This window comes from Mesorhizobium sp. M0060 (assembly GCF_040323155.1).
In the GTDB taxonomy this organism is placed as follows: Bacteria; Pseudomonadota; Alphaproteobacteria; order Rhizobiales; family Rhizobiaceae; genus Mesorhizobium.
Map to the genome: position 1 here is coordinate 52,722 of NZ_JAMYUP010000012.1, position 15,986 is coordinate 68,707.

The following is a 15,986-nucleotide window of genomic DNA, read 5'->3' on the forward strand; positions in this document are numbered from 1 at the left end:
GCGATGAGCCTTGCAAGCACCGAGTCCATCAAAGCCGGGCCGTCCATGCTGGCGCGGCTCTTCGCGCGGCAGGAACTGGCGCTGCTCCTTTGCCTCATCCTGGTGATCGCCTTCTTTTCCCTGACGGCGGAGAACTTCTTCTCGGTGCGCAACATCACCAATGTGCTCGGTCAGGCGTCGCTTGCGCTCACCGCCGGCATCGGCTGCGCCATCGTTTTCATGTCCGGCGAGGTCGATATTTCGATCGGGTCGCTGCTGGCGACCATCGCCCTGCCGCTGATCATCATCATGAACGACACGAACTCGCTTGCGCTCGGCATCGGCGGCGCGCTGCTGTTCGGGCTGATCATCGGTGTGGTGAATGGCTATCTGACATCCTATGCCGGCATCAACTCGCTGATCGTGACCCTGGGCACGATGTTCATTATGCGCGGCGGCGTCTATCTCTACACCGGCCAGCGCGCCATCCCAGACGATGCCGCGCTCGACAGCTTCATCGCGCTGTCGGACGGCCGCCTGTTCAACGTCGTTCCCTATTCGGCTGTCATCGCCATCGTCCTGCTCGCCGTCTTCGCCTACATGATGCAGCATCGGCCGTTCGGACGGCAGATCTATGCCGTCGGCGGCAATCCCGAAGTGGCAAGGCTGGCGGGCTACGACGTGCGCCGCGTCAAGTTCATCTGCTTCATCATCAGCGCGCTGCTGGCGACGGTTGCCGGCATCATCCTGGCCGCCCGCGTCGGTTCGGCCCAACACACGGCCGGACTGAATTTCGAATTCCAGGTCGTTGCCGCCACCGTGCTCGGCGGGGTGAGCCTTGCCGGCGGCATCGGCAGCCTGACCGGCATGGCGCTCGGCGTGCTGATCCTGCAGTTCCTGTCCAACGGGCTGCGCGGGCTCGGCCTGCCGACCGAGTGGCAATTGGTCATCACCGGCATGATCATCATAGCCGCCGTCGCTTTCGACGAAGCGAAGCGCCGGCGCATCATTGGAGGCTGACATGGATCGTCTCAAAGGGAAAACCGCAATCATCACCGGCGCCGCCGACGGCATCGGCCATGCGATCAGCGAGGCGATGGCGCGCGAGGGCGCGCACGTCTTCCTCAGCGACATCGCCGACGAGAAGGGTCAAAGATTCGCGGCCGAGTTGCGAGCCGCCGGCCACCGCGCCGACTACGTCCATTGCGACGTGGCGGAGGAGGCCGACATCGCCGCCTTGGTGGACGGCGCCGTCGGCAAGACCGGCCATCTCGACGTTCTCGTCAACAATGCCGCCATCGCCATCGGCGGCATGCCGGTCCATGAGATGACCGACGAGCAATGGCACCGGCTGATCGCGGTCAACCTGACCAGCGTCTTCCGCGGCTGCAAATATGCGCTGCCGCACATGATCGCGCAGAAATCCGGGTCGATCATCAACATGGCCTCGGCGCAAGGGCATATCGGGCTCGACGGCTGGACCGCCTATGCCGGTGCCAAGGGCGCGGTAATGGCGATGACGCGCCAGATGGCGGTCGAGTTCGGCCCGCTCAACATCCGCGTCAACTCGATCTCGCCCGGCACCATCAACACGCCGATGAACGACAAGCTGGTCAGGGAGATCGGCGGCAATCTCGCCAAGGCCTGGGTGAAAATGCATCCGCTCGGCCGCATCGGCAAACCGTCCGAAGTGGCCGAAGCCGCCGTCTATCTGGCCTCCGATGCCGCCGGCTTCACCACCGGTACCGACCTGCGCGTCGACGGCGGCCTCACCGCAGCACCCCGCTACGTACCCGACCTGCTTTGACCCCCGATCTGCGTTGACAACAAACGAGACAAAAATGAACAAGGCCCTTGACGGCATCCGCATTCTCGATTTCAGCCACCTGCTGCAAGGGCCGTTCGCTACGCAGCTGCTTGGCGACATGGGCGCCGACGTGATCAAGATCGAGCGTGCCGGTGCCGGCGACATGTTCCGCGGCATGACCTTCTTCGCCAAATGGGTCGGCGGCTCCGAAAGCCCGAATTTCCTCGCCTGGAACCGCAACAAGCGTTCCATCGCGCTCAATCTGAAGAGCCGCAAGGTGCATGCGATCATCATGGACATGGCGAAGAAGGCCGATGTGGTGGTGCAGAATTTCCGCCCCGGCGTGCTCGCCAGGCTTGGCTATGGCTACGAAGACTTCAAGGCGATCAATCCCGGCATCATCTATTGCTCGGGTTCCGGCTATGGCGAGGAAGGCCCCTATGTCGAGCGTCCCGGCCAGGACATGCTGATCCAGGGGCTGTCCGGGCTGATCTCCAACACCGGCCGCGGCGACCAGGCGCCTGTTCCGGCCGGCGCCGGCCTCGCCGACCAGATCGGTGCGATGAACATGGTCTACGGCATATTGTCGGCGCTCTACTATCGCGAGAAGACCGGCAAGGGCCAGAAGATCGAGGTCAATCTGCTCGCCGGCATGCTGGCGCATCTCAACCAGGAATATGTCGCCGTGCTCAATCTCGGCGAGGATTTCGTGCGCCCGAATTCCGGCATCGGCCATCCCGGCATGCAGGCGCCGTTCGGCATCTACGAAGCGAGCGACGGCGGCTACGTGTCGATCGCCATGAGCCCGTTCAAGACACTGTACGAGGTGCTGGAAGCGCCGCAGCTCGCCGTCTACGATGATCTGAAGACCCTGTTCGACAAACGCGACGAGGTGTTCGACAAGGTCAATGCCGAGACCAGGAAGTTTGCGACGCAAGATCTGCTGGCGCGGCTGCTGGCAGCCGATATCTGGTGCGCCGAGGTGAAGGACATTCGGCGCGCGGCCGAGGATCCACAGGTCAAGCACATGGGCATGATCACCAGCTACGATCATCCGCGCGGCGGCAAGGTCAGGGTGGTCGCGCCGGCGGTCAAGATGAGCGAGACGCCGGCAACCATCGAGCGGCCGGCGCCGCTGGTCGGCCAGCATGGCCGCGAGATACTGGCCGAGTTCGGCCTCTCCAGGGACGAGATCGCCGCACTGGAAGCTTCCGGCGACATGACCGTGGACGCTGCCTGACGATGAGCGTTTACCGGACACTCACTCTGGAAATGTCCGGCCGCGTCGCGGTCGTCACCTTCCGGCGCGCCGATCAGCTCAACGCCATGAACCGACTGATGCAAAGCGAGATCACCGATGTTTTCGAGGCGCTGTCAAGGGATGACGGTGTCGGCGCGATCGTGGTGACCGGCGAGGGGCGCGGCTTCATGGCCGGCGCCGACATCAAGGAATACGCGGGCAAGACAGCTGTCGAGTTCGACGCCTTCCAGGCGGCGGGCACACGCATGTATGCGGCCATCGAGCAGAACCGCAAACCGGTCATCGCCGCGGTCAATGGTTTTGCGCTCGGCGGCGGCATGGAGCTGGTGCTGTGCTGCGACATTGTCATCGCCAACCAGTTCGCGAAGCTCGGCCTGCCCGAGATCAAGCTCGGGCTGGTCCCCGGCGGTGGCGGCACCCAGCGCAGCGTCCAAAAACTCGGCCGCAACCGCGCCAACCTCCTGCTGATGACCGGCGCCATCGTGCCGGCTTCCGAGTTCGTCGGCGCCGGGCTGGTCAATGAGATCGTCGATGCCGAAAGGCTGATGCCGCGTGCGCTGGAACTCGCCGGCATGATCGCCGCCGAACCGGCCGCCGCGATCGAGGCACTGAAGGCGCTGACCGCGCATGCTGTGTCGGGCGAGCTGGTCGACGGCCTTGCCATGGAGCGCGACGTCCTGGGTAGCCTTTACCGCAGCGAGATCGGCCAGCGCCGCGTCAAGGAGTTCGCTGAGAAGAGCGCGGCGCGGGCCAAGGCCGCGCCATGATATCCCTGGTCAAGCCGAACCGGCCGCGCTTCACCGATGTCGAAGGCTTGACCGCGATGGTCGGCGGCGGCGACGCCTTCGGTGTCGGCGGGCATCATTTTGCCCGGCTGCCGATCGCCCTGTTGCGCGCCATCGCCCGCTCGGGCGTCAAGGGCCTGCGCTATGTCTGCTGGGCCGGCGGCCTGCCGCTCGAACTGCTTCTCGAAGCGGATGCCGTGGCGGAGATCGATATCTGCTTTTCCAGCCTCGATATTTTTGGCTTGCCGCCCCGCTTCCGCGCGGCTGCCGAGATGAATGCCGTGCCGGTCCGCGACTGGACGGCGCTCGCCATGATCCAGGCGTTGCGGGCGGCGCAGCAGAACCTGCCGTCGATGCCGTTTCAGCTTCCGCAGGGTTCGGACATGCTGGCGCGCGTGCCGGGCGCTGTCGCCGTGCCCGATCCGGTCGAGGGAATCACGACCGGCATAATCCTGGCCTTGCGGCTCGATACGTTCGTCGTCCATGCCCAGCGCGCCGACGAAAGCGGCAATGTCGAGATCATCGGGCCGCGGGCGCTGGACTTCGCCATGGCCGGCGCGGCGCGCCAGGTGCTGGTCACGGTCGAGGAAATCGTCCCGGTCGGTGCGCTGCGGCACGACGGCCGGCAGAGCATTTTGACCCGCAATCAGGTGTCGGCGATCGCGCTGGCGCCAGGCGGCGCCTATCCCGCCTCCTGCCTGCCTTTCTGCGTCACCGATTATCAGGCTTTGGCGAACGCCTTTGCCGTCAGAGAAGCGTCCTTGGCGGACAATCTGCGTCTGCCTTCCGAAGGCGTGCCGGAACTAGTCCGAGACGCCACGAAAGTCCGCGCTGAAACGGCCCTCGCAATGCCTGGCCTCGTGCACAGCGAAAAAAAGGCGTCCATCGACGAGATCATCGCTGCCCGCATCGCCGCCGAGCTCAACAATGAGAGCTTTGCCAGCGCCGGCGCGGTGTCGCCGCTGGCCAACGTCGCCTACCGGCTGGCAAAGGCGACGCACGCGCCGGACATGATCATCGCGACGATGAGTTGCGGCCATCTCGACATAGCGCCAAGCCCGATGATCCTGTCGCTGATCGAAAGCCTCGACTGCGAGACGGCGGTGGCGCATGTCGGCGGCGACGACACCTATTCGACCTATTACCAGGCCGGCGCGGTGACGCATGAGATCGTCGGTGCCGCGCAGGTCGACCGACGCGGCCGCGTCAACACCATTGCGCTGCGCAAGCGCGACGGCAGCCTCATCCGGCTGCCCGGGCAAGGCGGCATGGCCGATGTCGCCAACATGCATCGCGATTATCTGCTCTACGTCCCGCGCCATTCCGTGCAGTCGCTGGTCGACAGGGTCGAGATCGCCAGTTCGGCGCGCGGACTGCTGACAGAGGCCGAACGCAAGCCGATGGGTTACCGGACCGGTGCTGCACTGGTGTTCACCGACCTTTGCGTCTTCCGGCTCGACCGGGAGAACAGGGAATTGGTCGTCGTCGAGACCATGCCGGGCGTGACGCGCCAGCAGATCCAGGATGCCACCGGTTTTGCCCTGACATTCGATGCCGATTGCCGCGAAGTTCCGCTGCCCGCGAACGAGACGCTCGATGTCCTGCGAAACCGGATCGACCCGCTTGGTCTGCGCCGCCTCGAATTCGTCAGCGCCAAGGAGCGCGGCGCGCTTATCGCCGAAATCCTTGCTGCCGACCGGCTGATGGTCGAGCTCTGCATCGCCGCGCAGCGGTCGCATGCCGCGGCAGGCTGAAGAGGGGGCGGCGCATGGCAAAGCCGTTGCTCGAACTATCGGCCGCGAGGGTCTTCTTCGACGGCATCTTCACCAGCCCGCGCGTTGCGCATCCGGAAGGCGTGGCCATCCATCGCGACGGCTCCATCTGGTGCGGCACCGAAACCGGCGACCTGCTGCGCCTGGCCGCCGATGGCGGCTCGGTCGAACGCATGGGCGGCACGGAGGGCTTTCTGCTCGGCATCGCCTTCGACAGCGCAGGCAACTGCTTCGCTTGCGATCTCAGACATGCGGCGGTCTTTCGCTGGGATGCCGCGACGGCTGGTATGCAGCGCTTCGCTTCGGCCGGCATCCGCGTGCCGAACTATCCCGTTATCGACGAGGCGCGCGGCTGGCTCTACGTGTCGGACAGCGTAGGCGAAGACAACCGCTCCGGCATCTTCCGCTATGATTTGAAGAGTGGCAAAGGCGGCCTGTGGTGCCGCGAGGCCATGGCCTTCGCCAACGGCATGGCGATGGCGCCGGGTGGGAACGGACTTTACGTCGTGGAAAGCCATGCAGCCTGCGTCAGCTATGTGCCAATCCTTGCCGACGGCACGGCAGGGCCTCGCCAGCTCGTCGTGGAGGGCGTGAACAACGTTCCCGATGGTGTGGCCTTCGCGCCGGACGGTTCGCTGTTCATCTCATGCTACGAGCCGAGCCGGATCTATCGTTGGCGAAAGGATAGCGGGCTCGAGGTGCTGATCGAGGATCCGGCGGCAACGACGCTCGCCCATCCCACCAACATCGCCTTCAAGGGCGACAAGCTCTACACCGCAAATCTCGGCCGCTGGCACATTACCGAGATCGACCTGACGGCGATTTTATAGATCAGGATCAAAGCTATCCCAGCCGGCCGTGACTGGAGCGGATGCGCAGCACCTGCACGCTCGACGGCAGCTCGATCAGGAACTCTTCGTCCCGCTCGAGATGGTGGATTTTTGTCGGATCGCCGCCGGTGAGCGCCGCCATCGCCTCGATAGTCTCCCAATAGGAGATCGTCACGAATTCCGAATGGGTCGGCGTGTCCTCGCGAAAGGTTTGCACGCCCAGCGCCTTCTCGATCAGCGGCTTGATGCCGGCCTCGTAATTGTAGCTCTCATAGGCATCTGCCTTTTCAGGCAGGGTTCTGCCGCGCCAGATACGAACGATGGTCGGGGTTTTCTGTGTGGCTTTCTCCGTCATGGCCAAATTCCTGCTGTCTCGATTGGTTCCGACCCGGCATTCAGCGCCGCAAGGCCAGCCAAGCAACGCATCTTCCCTGCTGGCAACCCGGTATCCGGTTGCCAGCGGCGGTTTTCATCCTCCCCGGTCGACGTAGGTGGCGCTGCCCAGATAGGGCTTCCTTGCCGACCGCTAGGAGACTTACTCCTGATCCTCGGCGCCTCCTCCATGGAAGAAGGATCGGATTTCCTGCATGTCGACGCTGCCGTCACCGTTCTCGTCGACTGCGTTGAATATCCGCCCGACGAAATCCTGGACTTCGGCCTGAGAAAGCGCGCCGTCGCCGTCGGCATCCACTATGGCGAACATCATTCGCATCCTCGCGCCATGCATCCCGCGTCCAATGCCACCGCCGCCTCCCGTCTCCCAACCTCGGTCAGGCGGGCCCATCCTGTAGTCGCGATGCCAGTGGTCGCGACCTCGCCATTCTGCTCGGGGCCTGCGATCTTCTTGCATTCTCTCCTCCAGCATCTCAGTCATCATCTGGCGCATCATTTCGCGCATGGCATCTTGGCTCTGCCCGTTCATTCCGGGCGACTGTTCGGCGCCACGATCCGGTGCCGGCGCGGCGGGCGCAGGTGGGCTCGTCTGGCCGAATGCCGGCGCGGCCAACATAGCCAGCGCCGCGGCAATTACAGTGGTTTTGCTTGCGAACGTCATCGTAGTCTCCATCGGTATGAATTGGTGGCTGAACGTGTCTGCATCCAGCCAAACCGGTTGCTCGCCTCATGGTTCCTGGGCAGTCGGCACGGCGGCGGAAAAGTCCGCCCGATCGCGGCAACAAAAGCGGCTTACCCACGTTGCCGTTGATGCAAAGCTCCACCAGGAGGAAAAAATGGCCGACGATAAGAGCAAGCGAGATTTCCGCGAGCGCGACCGCGTTTCTGCGGAAGACGACCGTGAAGTCGAGTATTTTGCCCAACAGAACGGCATCACCGCCGACCAGGTCCGCCAGCTGATCAAGAGCTTCGGCAATGATCGCGGGCGCCTGACCGTAGCTGCGAAGGCATTGCGAGGGATTTCACCTGCCGGAGCCGACGAGGTGACCAGAGAAGCCCGCCAGCAGGCGACACCCATGCATCTCGGTAAACCCGACGAGTGATGCCAGGCAACTGCTCTGCCGCTGCGGCGGGCATCAGAACTTGCGGCTCAAATAATCCGAGTCGCGCAGTCCGAACCGCCACTCGGCATCGACAGCCTTGGAAATGCCGATCCTGCGGCCTGTCAAAATGGCGCTGGCTTCGCTCGGCGGCCTGAATTCGAATGGCGGCTCGTCCAGCGGCAGCCCGTCATGGGATTTACCGATCGCCAGTGCCTGGCAAAGACGACCCGGCCCCGAACAAAGCAGTCGGGCATCGTCAAGGCCGCGATTGGCCCGCATCACGTCCAGCCCTGATCGCGGCTCGATTGCGCGGATAAGCACGGCACTGCCGGGAAGGCACACGGCATTGAGGCACCAGTGCAGGCCATAGGAGCGATAGACATACGCGCTGCCCGGGGCGCCGAACATTGCGCCGTTGCGCACCGTCCTGCCACCGAAAGCGTGCGAAGCCGGATCATCGGGGCGATAGGCTTCGGTTTCGACGATGATGCCGCCAACGCCGTGCAAGAGCAGCGTCGCGCCAATCATGTCGCGCGCGACGATGGCGGCGTCTCGGGCAAAGAATTGGTGGTTCGTGGTCAATTTGCATCAGATCTCGGTCGCGCCTGAACCTGGCGTGGCAACAAATTCTCGGACCGGAAGCAAAATGTCCATCCACTGCGTCGCGGTCTGGATCGGCTGTATTCAGCGCAGCATGGCCGCGCCGATGAAAACTGCAGCGGCCAGCACGACGATGGCGGCAATCACCAGGACCGGCCCATATCTGCGCGGCTGGACGTCGCGCTCCCCCCTGAGCGGGCGCATCGCATCGGCATAGCTCGCCTCGTTGGTGAACTTCGGCGTTTTACGGGGCGGAGGCGCGTCGCTCGCCGGAACGTCGCCGGCGGATTCCGCGTCAGTTTCCACGGGAGCGGCAGCCGGGTCGATACCCGGCGTCTTATCCCCTTCGCGCCCGGCATCGATATCGCCCCGCGCCTGTGACGGGTTTCGCCCAAAGGGTGCTGCGTCGGCCATCATCGAGGGCTCCTTCAGAACATCGGCGTCACGCGTCCTAACCTGCGTCTCATTTCAAAGTTCCGGCGAGCGGAAAACCCCCAGAGCATCCTTCCAGGAACAACCGGCGATCGGGCGGGTTGGGGCAGGCATCACGGAGAGCAAGATGGACTTGGCGAGTCACGCGCCTACCTGCGCGGCTGTTCGACAGCAGGCTCCAACGAACGCACATGATCTACTTCACCGCCGACACGCATTTCAGCGACCCGCGCATTCTGCGCATCGATCGCCGCCCGTTCGGCTCGTTGGCGGAACATGATCGGGCCCTCATTGCGTTCTGGAACGAGACTGTCGGGCCGGACGACGAAGTCTGGCATCTCGGCGATTTTGCCAAGCGGTCGGCCACATTCGTGTCTTCGCTTCTGTCGTCCCTCCATGGCAGCAAGCATCTGATCATCGGCAACAACGATGGCGCAGCCACCATCGACGCCACGGGTTGGGCGAGCACCCAACATTACAAGGAACTGACCCTCGACGGTAGCCTGCTGATCCTTTGCCATTATCCTTTTCGCACCTGGAACCAGATCGGCAGGAAATCGATCGACCTGCATGGCCATTCCCACGGCAGGTTGTCCCCCGTCACGCGCCAGTACGATGTTGGCGTCGACAACTGGGATTTTCGTCCGGTCACACTTGCCGCCATTCTTGGCAGCCGAGGCAGAAGGGCGGCCCGGCGAAAGCCCGGCTGAAGGCTGCTGGTCGCAACCGGAACCTCTGCGGAGCTGAGGCGTTCGAAAATTGCAAGGCGTAAAGGCAGCTGCAATGGCTCAGAAGATCACGACAGGCGCGAACGACCGGCCGCGCAATGAAACCATCGGCCAATCCGGCGAAGGCCTGCCGGACGACAGCAGCAAGCCGCTTGAGGTCGACGAAGGCTTGGTCGCCCGGTTGAGAAACAAGCTGCAGGGCCGGCAGGCCGGCCAAACCAACACGGACGAGGTTCCGGCAGGTATTCCCGGCGCTGGCGAGAATATTTGTCGCCGCTGCTCAGGCACCGGCATGGTCGACGGCCGGACCTGCCCCGAATGCGGCGGAACCGGCAAGGTGATGACGCCCATTGGTGGCGGCTGAGGGGATTCGACAGGCTTGGCGACCCGTTTCAGTCAAGCTTCGGCTGTCGAGCGCGGATCAGATCGCCGGCACCCACTTCCAGAACACGCCTTCCTTGCGTTCGGGGTAGTGCTTGAACTCACATTCGAAGCGCCATCCGTAGTTCTTCGCGGCGGCAAGCGCCTCCTTGCTGACCGGGTTCATGCCCGTTCCCGGCGCGAACCAATCCTCCAGCAAGTCGTCGGGTATGTAGGCGCCGATCCTCAAAGGAAGCTTTTCGAGAACGATATCCATTTCGGGCGGTGCGGGCACGGGGGCGCTCCTTCGAATTTATCTCACGAACAAATCATTCGAGGCCGATTGAGTTCCAGGCGATCGCCGGGATCGAAGCTGATCGTCATGGGCGGGCAGGGCTGGATTCGAGGTTCGGTCTACGAGATATGGCTGAACCAGGAGGATCAGCAGATCGTGCCCTTCCCGAGAGATGGGTGCAGTCCACCATGTCTCCGGTATAAATCGTAACCTATGTGTCCGGAATGGACCCCCTAGTATGTTGGCGCACCCGACAGGATTCGAACCTGTGACCTCTGCCTTCGGAGGGCAGCGCTCTATCCAGCTGAGCTACGGGTGCCTTCAGGATCGGCGATCCCAAAAACGAACCAGCCGGGTAACCGGCCAGCCACGGCTTCTTAGCGGAAGCAGGCGCCGGCTTCAACGGGCAATCGCGGGCGGGCCTAAGTTGCCGTAGCAGCCTTGGGAACAGAACACTGTCCCCTGCGGCCACCGCCTGCTCATTCGGTCATGGTGAGGACTGCCTTGCCGCTGATGCTGCGCTGCCGCAGCGCGTCCAGGGCCTGAGCGACGTCCCGCCACCGCACGGTCAGCGCCACGCGCGTTTCGAGCCGGCCGGTTGCGATTAGCGCGAGCAGCGAGGCGATGTCGGCGCCTACCTCCGGACCGGAAGTGTAGTAGGCGAAGGTCTGCAGCCGCGCGCCTTCGTGACCCGGAACGAACTGGCGGAAGCCGATGGGCGTGAGTTCGCCGCTGCTCGAGCCGAACATGACGACGGTCCCGCCAGGCGCCACCCGTTCGATCGCATGGGCGAGGCTGTTGCCGCCGACCGACTCGGTAATCAGCGAGAACAGTCCTTCGGCCAGCTCGATCGTTTCGACGACCCGCTCGGCTCCGAGGCTGCGGAGATCCGCGGCATGCCGGGCGGCGGCGACCGCCACCACCGACGCGCCCTGCTGGCGGGCGATCTGGATCTGGAAACGACCGACCGCGCCGCTTGCGCCCGTAATCAGGACTCGCTGGCCGGCCAAGTCTCCGCCGAGGCGCAGGGTCCGCAGCGCGGTCGTGCCTGCGACCGGAACAGTGGCGGCGGAGACGAAGCTGACGTCGTCCGGCAGGATGGCGAGGTGGTCGGTTGGAACGGCGACACGTTCGGCCCACCCGGCCTGGTCGACCAAAGCCGCAACCCGGGCGCCGACGGCTGGCCCAGAGCCATCGGCCGCGGCGCGCTCGACAATTCCGGCGACGTCCTGGCCAGGTATCCAGCCGTTCGGGCGGATGTTGAGCAGGCGCAGTTCGCCGCGGTTCACGGAGACGGCGCGGACCGAGACCAGCGCCTCGTGCGGGGCGGGCTCGGGCTCGCCAAGCTCGGCGAGCCGCAACCCGGTGGCGCTGTCGAGAGAGGTGACTAAGGCGAGCATGGGGTCATGCCTCCTTGCTGCGGGGTGGACGCGTGGCCTGCTATGCCTCGGACTTGTTCGGCTTGGCGGCACAGGCGGGGCGCTGATGATCTCAGAGCCCGGCCGCACGCCGGATGTTGGGTAGCGTGCCAAATAGGCCAAGCTCTTCCCGTCGCTGCCTCAGATGGCCGCTGACGATGGGATCCACGGCCCGGTCTTTCAGCACGGCCGCTAGGCGTCTGAACAATCTTTCTCATCGTCTTTGCAGGCTCCTGACTCATTCGCAAGTCGGAGCCTATCGACTTTCCCGATGGAATAATTTAGATATCATGGCACTTGATCGCTAAAATAAGTCAATATGAGACAGCCGCTCCGCTACCCTTGGCCGAATTTCGATCCGGATGACATCCTCGTACCGGCAATTGCCGTGCGCGTTGAGGTTACCGAGACCAAGGCGGAGGTACCGGACCATCGCCACCGCAAAGGGCAACTCGTCTTCGCGCTCGGCGGTGGCGTCACATGTCGCGTCCCCAGCGGGCTGTGGATGGTGCCGCCTCATTGCGCGGTGTGGATTCCGGGTGGCATGGAGCACAGCAACGTCGCGACCGCCAATGCCCGGATTTTTTTCGTGTATATCGAGCCGGGAGCTGCCGACCTGCCGGACCGGTGCTGCACGCTTTCGATCTCGCCGTTGCTGCGCGAGCTCATTATCGAGCTGGCGGATCGCGACGAGGACGATGACGCGAGGGGCGAGCTCCTGACCAGGGTTCTGCTCACCGAACTGCCGCGCATGCCTGTTCAGCAGCTACACCTGCCGATCTCGTCCGAGCCGCGCTTGAGGCGGATCGCGGCGGCGCTGGCGGAAGATGCCGCCGACCGTAGCACCCTGGCGGAATGGGCCAATCGCGTTGCGCTCAGCGAGAGCAGTCTCGCACGTCTCGTGGTAAAGGAGACAGGGCTGACCTTCGGGCGCTGGCGCCAGCAATTGCACCTGATCGTCGCAATGCGGGAGCTGGCCTCCGGCGCGAGCGTGCAGCAGGTTTCGGCCGATCTCGGTTACGAATCGGTCACGGCCTTCATCACCATGTTCAAGAAAGCGCTTGGGAAGCCACCGGCAAAGTATCTCAGTAGTGTCGCGCAAAACGGCGGTTCTGCGTTTGTCGCCTGACAAACCCCGCATGCGGCCGACTGAAGGTGTCCATCCCAGTGAATGAACGCCGATCCCAACTTGTGGCGGCAACGCCCCGGTCCGCCGCCCGCTCTGAGGTCAACGGTCACTGCTCCTCGGCATACAGCAGCCGCGTCTTTGCCTCCGAGGTCGGCAACAGGCTGCGCTGGATCAGCGCCTCGACGTGGTCGTTGCGCTGGCGCGCGCTGTCGGCGCCCATCACCACGATAATCAGCCTGTGCCCGTCTGCATTATAGGAGGTAACGATGTTGAAACCCGAAGCTCTGATGTAGCCGGTCTTGATGCCGTCGACGCCGCGCACCCGGCCGAGCATGTCGTTGTGGCCGCGCACCAGCCTGCCGCGGAACATGAAGTCGCTTTCGGAGAAATAGTGGAAATGCTGCGGGAAGCGGGCGTGCAGCGCCATGCCGAGCACCGCCATGTCGCGCGCGCTCGTGTGTTGGTCGCCATCCGGCAGGCCCGAGGCGTTGCGGAATACGGTGCTGCTCATGCCGATCTGGCGCGCCTTGGCGGTCATCATGCCGGCGAAGGCCGCTTCGCTGCCGCCGAGATATTCGGCGACGGTGACCGCCACGTCATTGGCCGATTTGACGACGATGGCGCGAATCGCCGAATCGACGTCGATCGTCTCGCCGCGCCTGAACCGCAGCTTGGTCGGCGGCTGCCGGGCGGCGTTGTCCGACACCGGAATTTGTGTCTCCTTGCTGATGCGGCCAGAATCCAGCGCCTCGAACAGAAGGTAGAGCGTCATCATCTTGGTCAACGACGCCGGATAACGCGGCGCCGTCGAATTGACCTCGAACAGCGTCTTGCCGGTGCCGGCATCGATGACCATCGCGGCATATTTCTGCGGCGGCGCCGGCACGGCCAGCACGCTGTCGGGAGGCGTCACCGTCGTGCAGCCGGCGGCAAACAGCAGCAGCGCAAGCACCGCGACACATTTGTGGATGAGCGGAAGTAAGCGCAAGGCGGACAAGTCGGTTCCGAAGGCAGGCTGTTTCTGAGACGACGCGAAGCTATCTTAACGCAAGGGCGCAGTCCATTTGGTTAATATCGCTCGGGCCCTGGATGGGTGTCTGTCCACAGGCCCACGTGGCGGCTGCGTCGATACAGCCGCCGTCTGATGTGAATTGCCGGCCGCCGCGCTTGCGCAACCGGCGGCGAGTGGGCTTTGCTGGCGCCGGCAGAATCGGGCCGGCAGAATCGGGTCGGCAGAATCGGTAGGTGCACATGGATACGGTCACGATCACGGCAAAGGGCATCTCGGTATCGATCGATCTTGCCGTCGGCCATCTTGCCGACATGGCGGTCGATATCGATGGCCATCGGCTGAAGCCGCTGCATCGCGCACCCTGGGTCGGCGAGCCGCGCGAGACGCTGCCGAAAGACCTGCCTGAAGGTACGGTCCACCTGTCCGGCGATTTCCTCTGCGCGCCGTTCTCGATCAGCGACGTCGAAGAGGCACCTTTGCACGGCTGGCCGGCCAATAGTCGCTGGGAGGTCGTTGACAGCGCGGCAACGGCCGATGGCTGGCGCGCCGTCTTCCGGCTGCAGCGCCCGGTCATGGGCGCGACCGTCGACAAGATCCTGACCTTGCGCGACGATCATCCCTTTCTCTATCAGGAGCACGTCTTTTCCGGCGGCTCCGGCGCCATTCCCGTCGCCCACCATCCGATGACGGTGATGAAGACCGGCGGCAGGCTGGCGTTCTCGCCGAAGCGCCTTGCCGCGACGCCGAACGAGCCGCCGGAGCCCGATCCGGCGCGCGGCCGCTCTTTGCTCGTCTACCCGGCGCGTACCGCCGACCTGACGCGCTTTCCCGCCGCTGACGGCGGCACGATCGACCTGACCGGCTATCGCATGGACCAGCTGCGTGAGGACTTCGTCACGCTGGTCGAGGCCGATCATGGCGGGCCGGGCTGGACCGCACTGGCGCGCCAGGCGGAAGCCGATCTCGTGCTGGTGCTGAAGAATCCGGCTGAACTGCCGGTCACCATGCTGTGGGTCAGCAATGGCGGGCGCGATTATGCGCCATGGAGCGGCCGCCACCGCGGCGTGCTCGGCATCGAGGACGGCCGCACGGCCGTCGGCCATGCCGCATCGCTCGGCGACAACTGGCTGAAGCATGAAAGCGTGGCGACCGCCTTTGCCCTTTCTGAAGGTCGCAGTTTTTCGTTCCGCCATGTCACCGGCGCGCTGCCGTGGCCATCCGGCGAGCCGCCGCGCGACGTCACGACCTCGCCGTGCCGCATGCGCATCCTGGCCGCCGACGGTGCCGTGCGCGACATCGCCTTCGACAGCGATTTCCTGCGGATCGGCCAATCCAGGCCCGATTGAAGGCTTGGCACAATCCGGCGTTTGAAATTTTCGAAAACTGCCGCCAAAATGCGCCAGAACCACCGTAAGGGGGCCAATGTCAGAAATCGCCCATATCGCTGCTGCCATTTTCAAGCGCGCCGGCAAGGCGCCGCGCTTCATCGTTGCCATTGCCGGTCCGCCCGGCGCCGGCAAGTCGACATTGTCGGCAGGCTTGCACGACCTGCTGCCGGAAGGCACGGCGGAAGTCGTTCCGATGGATGGCTTCCATTACGATGACGTCGTGCTCGAGCGGCGCGGACTTCGCGCGCGAAAAGGTGCCCCGGAAACCTTTGATTTTGCCGGCTTCGAAGCGCTGCTGAAGCGCATCCGCGCCGGCGAGCCGGATATCGCCATCCCGGTCTTCGACCGCAGCATGGAGCTGTCGCGCGCCGCTGCTGCGATTGTCGCCGCCGAGACCAAATTCATCCTGGTCGAAGGCAATTATCTCCTGCTCGACGAGGAACCCTGGACGCGGCTGGCGCCGCTGTTCGACTTCTCGATCTTCGTCGATGTGCCGCGCGCCGAGCTCGAGCGCCGACTGCTGGAGCGATGGCACGAGCACGGCCGCTCCGACGAGGACGCGCGCGCCTGGATCGCCTCTAACGACATGCCGAACATCGACCGCGTGGTTGCCCGTCGGCGGCCCGCCGACCTGGTGGTCGGCGACCTGGCCTGACTTGCAAGGAACCGCCCGGCCGGAACCTTAGCAGTTTCA

The 15,986-nt window shown here is 64.3% G+C and carries 19 protein-coding genes and 1 tRNA gene; 12 read left to right on the forward strand and 8 right to left on the reverse strand.

Going from position 1 to position 15,986, the window contains the following annotated elements:
- Positions 1 to 3 precede the first annotated feature (3 nt).
- The 6 genes from NKJ94_RS14150 to NKJ94_RS14175 are packed head-to-tail and all read left to right on the forward strand — an operon-like array spanning position 4 to position 6,434.
- Entirely contained in the window at positions 4 to 999 is a 996-nt protein-coding gene (locus tag NKJ94_RS14150; RefSeq protein ID WP_352525771.1) for an ABC transporter permease, read from the forward strand.
- A 1-nt stretch (position 1,000) separates the two neighbouring features.
- Positions 1,001 to 1,786 (forward strand): SDR family NAD(P)-dependent oxidoreductase, encoded by a 786-nt coding sequence (locus NKJ94_RS14155; protein ID WP_352525773.1) that lies wholly within the window; start codon positions 1,001 to 1,003, stop codon positions 1,784 to 1,786.
- Between the two features lie 34 nt (positions 1,787 to 1,820).
- Complete coding sequence (locus NKJ94_RS14160) at positions 1,821 to 3,026, forward strand: CaiB/BaiF CoA transferase family protein (RefSeq protein WP_352525775.1); 1,206 nt, start codon at positions 1,821 to 1,823, stop codon at positions 3,024 to 3,026.
- Between the two features lie 2 nt (positions 3,027 to 3,028).
- Positions 3,029 to 3,814: an enoyl-CoA hydratase/isomerase family protein gene (locus tag NKJ94_RS14165; RefSeq protein WP_352525776.1), complete on the forward strand. Its 786-nt coding sequence runs from the start codon at positions 3,029 to 3,031 to the stop codon at positions 3,812 to 3,814.
- A complete protein-coding gene (locus tag NKJ94_RS14170) occupies positions 3,811 to 5,586 on the forward strand; it encodes a CoA-transferase (RefSeq protein ID WP_352525778.1) in 1,776 nt (591 codons plus the stop codon). Before NKJ94_RS14165 ends, NKJ94_RS14170 begins: the two co-directional genes overlap by 4 nt.
- Positions 5,587 to 5,600: 14 nt before the next feature.
- Positions 5,601 to 6,434 carry an SMP-30/gluconolactonase/LRE family protein gene (locus tag NKJ94_RS14175; RefSeq protein ID WP_352525780.1) on the forward strand — a complete coding sequence of 278 codons (834 nt, stop codon included), beginning with the start codon at positions 5,601 to 5,603 and terminating at the stop codon, positions 6,432 to 6,434.
- 13 nt (positions 6,435 to 6,447) lie between these two features.
- On the opposite strand, the gene NKJ94_RS14180 is transcribed toward NKJ94_RS14175, so the two are convergent.
- Together NKJ94_RS14180 and NKJ94_RS14185 are read right to left on the reverse strand one after the other, a co-directional pair.
- Complete coding sequence (locus NKJ94_RS14180; protein WP_352525781.1) at positions 6,448 to 6,789, reverse strand: antibiotic biosynthesis monooxygenase family protein; 342 nt, start codon at positions 6,787 to 6,789, stop codon at positions 6,448 to 6,450.
- 180 nt (positions 6,790 to 6,969) lie between these two features.
- Positions 6,970 to 7,488, reverse strand: coding sequence for an EF-hand domain-containing protein (locus tag NKJ94_RS14185; RefSeq protein WP_352525783.1), 519 nt, complete (start codon positions 7,486 to 7,488; stop codon positions 6,970 to 6,972).
- Between the two features lie 175 nt (positions 7,489 to 7,663).
- Here NKJ94_RS14185 and NKJ94_RS14190 point away from each other — a divergent pair, with 175 nt between their 5' ends.
- The gene (locus tag NKJ94_RS14190) at positions 7,664 to 7,930 is read left to right on the forward strand and encodes a DUF3606 domain-containing protein (RefSeq protein WP_352525785.1); all 267 of its coding nucleotides are present in this window, start codon (positions 7,664 to 7,666) and stop codon (positions 7,928 to 7,930) included.
- Positions 7,931 to 7,963: 33 nt separating this feature from the next.
- Here NKJ94_RS14190 and NKJ94_RS14195 read toward each other — a convergent pair whose 3' ends face one another.
- Entirely contained in the window at positions 7,964 to 8,512 is a 549-nt protein-coding gene (locus NKJ94_RS14195) for a DNA-3-methyladenine glycosylase (RefSeq protein ID WP_352525787.1), read from the reverse strand.
- A gap of 102 nt (positions 8,513 to 8,614) precedes the next feature.
- The gene (locus tag NKJ94_RS14200; RefSeq protein WP_502896034.1) at positions 8,615 to 8,947 is read right to left on the reverse strand and encodes a hypothetical protein; all 333 of its coding nucleotides are present in this window, start codon (positions 8,945 to 8,947) and stop codon (positions 8,615 to 8,617) included.
- A gap of 206 nt (positions 8,948 to 9,153) precedes the next feature.
- Between NKJ94_RS14200 and NKJ94_RS14205 the strand changes: the two genes are divergently transcribed.
- Entirely contained in the window at positions 9,154 to 9,672 is a 519-nt protein-coding gene (locus NKJ94_RS14205; protein WP_352525789.1) for a metallophosphoesterase, read from the forward strand.
- A 73-nt stretch (positions 9,673 to 9,745) separates the two neighbouring features.
- On the forward strand, positions 9,746 to 10,054 hold the full coding sequence (locus NKJ94_RS14210; protein ID WP_352525978.1) for a hypothetical protein: 309 nt from the start codon (positions 9,746 to 9,748) through the stop codon (positions 10,052 to 10,054).
- Positions 10,055 to 10,111: 57 nt separating this feature from the next.
- Here the strand turns inward: NKJ94_RS14210 and NKJ94_RS14215 are convergent, their stop codons facing one another.
- The 3 genes from NKJ94_RS14215 to NKJ94_RS14225 all read right to left on the reverse strand — a co-directional run bounded on the left by NKJ94_RS14215 (position 10,112) and on the right by NKJ94_RS14225 (position 11,745).
- Entirely contained in the window at positions 10,112 to 10,345 is a 234-nt protein-coding gene (locus NKJ94_RS14215; RefSeq protein WP_352525791.1) for a hypothetical protein, read from the reverse strand.
- A gap of 242 nt (positions 10,346 to 10,587) precedes the next feature.
- Positions 10,588 to 10,664, reverse strand: a tRNA-Arg gene (locus NKJ94_RS14220).
- A 160-nt stretch (positions 10,665 to 10,824) separates the two neighbouring features.
- Positions 10,825 to 11,745 carry a zinc-binding dehydrogenase gene (locus NKJ94_RS14225; protein ID WP_352525793.1) on the reverse strand — a complete coding sequence of 307 codons (921 nt, stop codon included), beginning with the start codon at positions 11,743 to 11,745 and terminating at the stop codon, positions 10,825 to 10,827.
- Positions 11,746 to 12,082: 337 nt separating this feature from the next.
- On the opposite strand from NKJ94_RS14225, the gene NKJ94_RS14230 reads away from it, so the two are divergent.
- A complete protein-coding gene (locus NKJ94_RS14230; RefSeq protein WP_352525795.1) occupies positions 12,083 to 12,892 on the forward strand; it encodes an AraC family transcriptional regulator in 810 nt (269 codons plus the stop codon).
- A gap of 106 nt (positions 12,893 to 12,998) precedes the next feature.
- Here NKJ94_RS14230 and NKJ94_RS14235 read toward each other — a convergent pair whose 3' ends face one another.
- On the reverse strand, positions 12,999 to 13,889 hold the full coding sequence (locus NKJ94_RS14235) for a D-alanyl-D-alanine carboxypeptidase family protein (protein ID WP_352525796.1): 891 nt from the start codon (positions 13,887 to 13,889) through the stop codon (positions 12,999 to 13,001).
- 254 nt (positions 13,890 to 14,143) lie between these two features.
- Here NKJ94_RS14235 and NKJ94_RS14240 point away from each other — a divergent pair, with 254 nt between their 5' ends.
- Positions 14,144 to 15,250 carry a hypothetical protein gene (locus NKJ94_RS14240; protein ID WP_352525798.1) on the forward strand — a complete coding sequence of 369 codons (1,107 nt, stop codon included), beginning with the start codon at positions 14,144 to 14,146 and terminating at the stop codon, positions 15,248 to 15,250.
- Positions 15,251 to 15,326: 76 nt separating this feature from the next.
- Positions 15,327 to 15,947, forward strand: a complete 621-nt coding sequence (locus NKJ94_RS14245; RefSeq protein ID WP_352525800.1) for a nucleoside triphosphate hydrolase — start codon at positions 15,327 to 15,329, stop codon at positions 15,945 to 15,947.
- Positions 15,948 to 15,986 lie beyond the last annotated feature (39 nt).

Bases quoted from the DNA above. Each gene is read 5' to 3' on its own strand.
- NKJ94_RS14155 (WP_352525773.1), top strand. From the start codon at position 1,001: ATGGATCGTCTCAAAGGGAAAACCGCAATCATCACCGGCGCCGCCGAC.
- NKJ94_RS14175 (WP_352525780.1), top strand. From the start codon at position 5,601: ATGGCAAAGCCGTTGCTCGAACTATCGGCCGCGAGGGTCTTCTTCGAC.
- NKJ94_RS14205 (WP_352525789.1), top strand. From the start codon at position 9,154: ATGATCTACTTCACCGCCGACACGCATTTCAGCGACCCGCGCATTCTG.
- NKJ94_RS14165 (WP_352525776.1), top strand. From the start codon at position 3,029: ATGAGCGTTTACCGGACACTCACTCTGGAAATGTCCGGCCGCGTCGCG.
- NKJ94_RS14150 (WP_352525771.1), top strand. From the start codon at position 4: ATGAGCCTTGCAAGCACCGAGTCCATCAAAGCCGGGCCGTCCATGCTG.
- NKJ94_RS14185 (WP_352525783.1), bottom strand. From the start codon at position 7,488: ATGACGTTCGCAAGCAAAACCACTGTAATTGCCGCGGCGCTGGCTATG.
- NKJ94_RS14225 (WP_352525793.1), bottom strand. From the start codon at position 11,745: ATGCTCGCCTTAGTCACCTCTCTCGACAGCGCCACCGGGTTGCGGCTC.
- NKJ94_RS14190 (WP_352525785.1), top strand. From the start codon at position 7,664: ATGGCCGACGATAAGAGCAAGCGAGATTTCCGCGAGCGCGACCGCGTT.
- NKJ94_RS14210 (WP_352525978.1), top strand. From the start codon at position 9,746: ATGGCTCAGAAGATCACGACAGGCGCGAACGACCGGCCGCGCAATGAA.
- NKJ94_RS14240 (WP_352525798.1), top strand. From the start codon at position 14,144: ATGGATACGGTCACGATCACGGCAAAGGGCATCTCGGTATCGATCGAT.
- NKJ94_RS14170 (WP_352525778.1), top strand. From the start codon at position 3,811: ATGATATCCCTGGTCAAGCCGAACCGGCCGCGCTTCACCGATGTCGAA.
- NKJ94_RS14160 (WP_352525775.1), top strand. From the start codon at position 1,821: ATGAACAAGGCCCTTGACGGCATCCGCATTCTCGATTTCAGCCACCTG.
- NKJ94_RS14200 (WP_502896034.1), bottom strand. From the start codon at position 8,947: ATGATGGCCGACGCAGCACCCTTTGGGCGAAACCCGTCACAGGCGCGG.
- NKJ94_RS14180 (WP_352525781.1), bottom strand. From the start codon at position 6,789: ATGACGGAGAAAGCCACACAGAAAACCCCGACCATCGTTCGTATCTGG.
- NKJ94_RS14245 (WP_352525800.1), top strand. From the start codon at position 15,327: ATGTCAGAAATCGCCCATATCGCTGCTGCCATTTTCAAGCGCGCCGGC.
- NKJ94_RS14230 (WP_352525795.1), top strand. From the start codon at position 12,083: ATGAGACAGCCGCTCCGCTACCCTTGGCCGAATTTCGATCCGGATGAC.